We start from the raw sequence: 2895 nt of genomic DNA on the forward strand, positions 1-2895 counted from the left end.
GCCCGGACCACCTCCCCGGCCACCGGGGGTGCGCTGGTGCTGGTCGGCATGCTGCTGGTCGCGCTGAACCTGCGGGCCGCGGTGACCGGCCTCGGCGCAGGTGGTTGGCGGGGTCATGACCTCGAACCTACAATCATGGGATGAATTTCGGCAGGAGTTGTAACCGGTGACACCCGCCGTCGATTCCGTCGCCGTGCCCCCGCGCGGCCATCGGGTACGCCAGACGATCGAGCAGCTCAGGGCGCGCATCCTCGGCGGCGAGTGGCCGGTGGGCGGGCGCATCCCGACCGAGCCGCAGCTCGTTGCCGCGCTCGGGGTCGGGCGGAACACCGTCCGGGAGGCGGTCCGCGCGCTGGTGCACGCCGGAGTGCTGGAGTGCCGCCAGGGCTCGGGGACGTACGTGGTGTCGACCGACGAGCTGGCGCCGGTGGTGGCCCGCCGGCTCACCGACGACCGGATGGCCGAGGTGGTCGAGGTACGCCGCGCCTTCGAGGTGGAGGCGGCCCGGCTGGCCGCGCTGCGGCGAACACCTGCGGACCTGGCGGCGCTCGACGAGGCGCTCGCGGCGCGCGAGGCGGCCTGGCGCTCGGGCCGGGTCGACGAGTTCGCCGCGGCGGACGTGGCGCTGCACACCGCGGTGGTGGCCGCGGCGCACAACGGCATGCTGGCCGAGCTCTACGGTTCGGTCGCGGCGGCGCTGCACAGCAGCGTCGCGCAGGCCATGGGCGACGCGCTGGAACCCGAGCGGTACGTCGACCACGACCGGCTCGTGGCGGCGATCCGGGACGGCGATCCGGCGCGGGCGGCGATCGAGGCCGGTGCTTTTCTCGAACCGCCTTCCGAGGCATAGGTTGTCCGCGACGCAGAATCGGACAGCACGGGAGTGCGGATGCTCAAGGGCTTCAAAGACTTCATCATGCGCGGCAACGTCGTCGACCTGGCGGTCGGTATCGTCATCGGCGCGGCCTTCACCGGCCTGGTCTCGCAGTTCACCAAATCGTTCCTGGAACCGCTGATCAAGTTCTTCGGCGGCGGGAACGCGCTGAAGGCCGGCAGGTGGGAGATCAGCGACGGCAACTATATGGACTGGGCGGCCTTCATCAACGCCGTCATCACGTTCCTCCTGACCGCGGCGGTGCTCTACTTCCTCGTCGTCTACCCGATGAACAAGCTGGCCGAGCGCCGGCGGCGCGGCGAGGAGCCGCCGCCGAAGGCACCGAGCGAGGAGATCAAGCTGCTCACCGAGATCCGGGACGCCCTGCTGGCGACGAACCACACGGTCCCCGGCCAGCACCGGGGCGCGCTGGACGAGGTCCTCGGCCGCCGGAACGAGCCGCCGGTCAACCGCTGACGCACCTCATGCACATCGGCCCCTGTGGGAATCCCGCAGGGGCCGTCCCATGTCGTACACATGTTCGATAGAGTCCCGCCATGGAACAGCGTAGGCACTGGTGGAACGGCAAATGGGGGCGGCTGGCCCGGCGGGACGTCTTCCTTCGGGTGGACGCGGACCGCTGGCACGTCGAGCAGCGCGCCGGTGGCGCCGAGGGCGTCTCCCAGTTCTACGAGTACGGCAGCGCGGAGGAGGCCGAGGAGACGGTCCGGGCACTGCTGGAGGGCCCGGACACCTGGCGCGAACTGTCTCCCCGCCCGCCGAGCGGCTGGACCCCGCCCGTTTAGCGCAGGCACGGCCCGGGAACGGCGCCTGCATGAACCAGCGGGGCACGCAGCAGCAGGGGGTCATCTCCCGGATCACCACCGGCATGCGGGTGATCGACTCGACCGGCGTCGAGATCGGCACGGTGGACCTCGTCCAGCGCGGCGACCCGAACGCGGTGACGGTCCAGGGCCCCCCGACCGCCGACCCGGGCAGCAGCCTGGACGAGCTGATCGAGTCGACGGCGGTAGAGGAGCCGGACGTCCCCGCCGACCTGGCCGCCCGCCTGCTGCACAGCGGTTACCTGAAGGTCTCCACCGACCTGGCCCGGACCGGGGCGGTCTACGTGCTGGCCGAGCGGATCGCCGCCGTCACCGACGAGGTACGCCTCGACGTCCCCGTCGAGGACCTGCCCGCGGAGGAGTGACGCCGGTCCCGCCGCGCGACACCATCCTCGGCACGCTGTGGATCTGATGTCGAAGCCGAATCACGCCGGTCGCTCTACGGTGGACGGCATGTGGATGGTGCTGGGAGAACAAGGCGGTGCGCCGGCCGACCGGGAGGCGCGGGCCGCGCAGTTCGCGCACATGGCCGAGGTGACCCGGGGGTGCCCCGGTTTCGTCCGGGGGTGGTGGGGCGCGGACGAGGACGATCCCCAGCTCACTCACGCCCTGGTAGTCCTCGACACTCTGGACAACGCCCGGGCGCTGAAGCGGATGGTCGAGGAGAACGTCGCCGGGGCGCGACTACGGCTGATGGAGATCGGCGTCGAGGTGCAGGGGATGCCCTGATCAGCTCGCGTGCGCCGGGGCGATCCGGTCGGATTCCGCGGCCTCACCATCGGGCCGGTCCGTCCCGGCCGGCGGATCTCCGTCGGCGGGGTGCCCGGCCCCACGCCGGCGGAACAGGAGCAGCATCAGCCAGCCGGCGACCAGCCCCCAGAACGCGCCGCCCACCCCGAGCAGGCTCACCCCGCTGGCGGTGACCACGAACGTGACCACGGCGGCCTCCCGGGCGTCCGGGTCGGCGACGGCTGCGGAGACCGCGCCGGCCAACGCCCCGAGCAGGGCGAGCCCGGCGACCGCCTCGACCAGGATCGGCGGCGAGAGCAGGACCAGGGCGGTCGCCGCGCCGGCGCCCAAGCCGAGCAGCGCCATCCCCACCCCGGCGGTGACCGAGGCGATCCAGCGCCGGTCCGGGTCGGGGTGGGCGTCCGGGGCGGCGGCGGGCGCGGCGGT

Annotated in this window: 6 protein-coding genes; 5 read left to right on the plus strand and 1 reads right to left on the minus strand. The window is 72.6% G+C overall.

Annotation, left to right across the window (positions count from 1 at the left end):
- Positions 1-166: 166 nt before the first annotated feature.
- From DKL51_RS29400 to DKL51_RS29420, 5 genes are all read left to right on the plus strand, one after another.
- Positions 167-850: a FadR/GntR family transcriptional regulator gene (locus DKL51_RS29400; protein ID WP_124812812.1), complete on the plus strand. Its 684-nt coding sequence runs from the start codon at positions 167-169 to the stop codon at positions 848-850.
- A gap of 39 nt (positions 851-889) precedes the next feature.
- Positions 890-1351 carry a large conductance mechanosensitive channel protein MscL gene (gene mscL / locus DKL51_RS29405; protein WP_109947694.1) on the plus strand — a complete coding sequence of 154 codons (462 nt, stop codon included), beginning with the start codon at positions 890-892 and terminating at the stop codon, positions 1349-1351.
- Between the two features lie 80 nt (positions 1352-1431).
- Positions 1432-1680 carry a hypothetical protein gene (locus tag DKL51_RS29410; protein WP_109947679.1) on the plus strand — a complete coding sequence of 83 codons (249 nt, stop codon included), beginning with the start codon at positions 1432-1434 and terminating at the stop codon, positions 1678-1680.
- Between the two features lie 29 nt (positions 1681-1709).
- Complete coding sequence (locus tag DKL51_RS29415; RefSeq protein WP_124812814.1) at positions 1710-2084, plus strand: hypothetical protein; 375 nt, start codon at positions 1710-1712, stop codon at positions 2082-2084.
- An 88-nt stretch (positions 2085-2172) separates the two neighbouring features.
- Entirely contained in the window at positions 2173-2448 is a 276-nt protein-coding gene (locus DKL51_RS29420) for a hypothetical protein (RefSeq protein WP_109965032.1), read from the plus strand.
- Here the strand turns inward: DKL51_RS29420 and DKL51_RS29425 are convergent.
- The coding region (locus tag DKL51_RS29425; RefSeq protein ID WP_260428707.1) for a benzoate/H(+) symporter BenE family transporter at positions 2449-2895 on the minus strand (447 nt) is incomplete at its 5' end. It lies immediately after the preceding gene.

The sequence above is a fragment of the Micromonospora globispora genome, from assembly GCF_003857015.1.
In the GTDB taxonomy this organism is placed as follows: domain Bacteria; phylum Actinomycetota; class Actinomycetes; order Mycobacteriales; family Micromonosporaceae; genus Micromonospora; species Micromonospora globispora.